Source organism: Streptomyces achromogenes subsp. achromogenes (assembly GCF_000720835.1).
GTDB classification, from domain to species: domain Bacteria; phylum Actinomycetota; class Actinomycetes; order Streptomycetales; family Streptomycetaceae; genus Streptomyces; species Streptomyces achromogenes.
Genome location: NZ_JODT01000068.1, coordinates 1 through 1332 on the forward strand (window position 1 = coordinate 1; position 1332 = coordinate 1332).

1 pseudogene is annotated in these 1332 nt (G+C 81.6%); it reads right to left on the reverse strand.

Annotation, left to right across the window (positions count from 1 at the left end):
- Positions 1-962: pseudogene (locus IH25_RS41480) on the reverse strand (hypothetical protein); the annotation flags it as partial.
- Between the last annotated feature and the right edge of the window lie 370 nt (positions 963-1332).

Genomic DNA, 1332 nt, shown 5'->3' on the forward strand with positions numbered 1-1332 from the left:
GGGGGTGGTGGACCGGCCTCCGGTTGCGTGACCTCCGGTGCCCTGACCGCCGGTTGCCTGACCGCCGACTGCTTCGCCTCCGGTGGCCTGACCGCCCGTGGCCTGACCCCCGGTCGCTTGGCCGCCGACTGCTCCGCCTCCGGTGCCCTGGCCGCCAGTGCCCTCACCGCCAGTGGCCTGACCGCCCGTCGCCTGACCGCCGGTGGCTTGTCCCCCGGTGGCTTGTCCCTCGGTAGCCTGACCGCTCGCGGCCTGACCTCCGGTCGTCCGGCCCTGACCGGCCGTGGCACCGGCCACCGCTCCCGCGGTTCCTCCGCCGGCGGCTGCTCCGGCACCTCCGGCGGCGGTCCCGCCACCACCGGCCGCCGCCGCTCCTCCGGCCGCCGCCGCTCCCCCGCCTGCCGCCGCTCCGGCACCGCCCGCAGCCGCGGCTCCTCCTGCCGCCGCACCCGCGGCAGCGCCGGCACCGGCGGCCACGCCGGCCGCCGCACCAGCACCGGCAACTGCCCCGGCACCCGCAGCGACACCGGCAACTGCCCCAGCACCGGCGGCAGCACCGGCGCCGGCGGCTGCTGCTCCGGCGGCAGCACCAACCCCGGCCCCAGCACCCGCAGCCGCACCCACACCCGCGCCTGCACCAACCCCCGCACCTGCGCCACCAGCGCCTGCGCCCGCCGCAACACCGGCTCCTGCACCCGCAGCAGCGCCGGCACCTGCTCCCCCAGCACCGGCACCCGCAGCCGCACCCACACCCGCGCCGGCGCCCGCGACAGCACCGGCACCGGCACCGGCAGCCACCCCGGCTCCCGCCGCCGCACCCGCACCTGCCGCCGCACCAACCCCCGCACCAGCGCCCGCGGCTGCCGCCCCGGCGACGGCACCGGCACCGGCCGCAGCACCCGCACCGGCCCCGGCCGCAGCGCCGACCCCCGCTCCCGCACCCCCGGCACCAGCGGCGGCACCGGCCCCCGCACCCGCACCCCCCGCGACCGCGCCGGGCGCACCCACACCGGGGGCAGGCACGGCCCCACCCGGAGCGACCGCACCCGGAGCGGGCGCGCCCGGCAGCGGCAGCGGCGGTGGCGGCGGGAAGACGGCACCGGGCGGAACAGGCAGCCCCGGAGGGACGACGGGCGGAACGGGCGGAGCCGGAGGCACGGCGGGCGGAACCGGCGCCGGAGGTGGCACCGGCACAGGGGGTGGTGGCAGCGGAGCGGGAGGCGGCGGGGGCGGTACGGGGACGGGCGGGGCCGGTGGGGGCACGGGGACGAGAGTCGGGGCCGGCGGTACGGGGGCCGGAGTCGGCGGTACCGGTGGCGGAGGGGGTGGCGG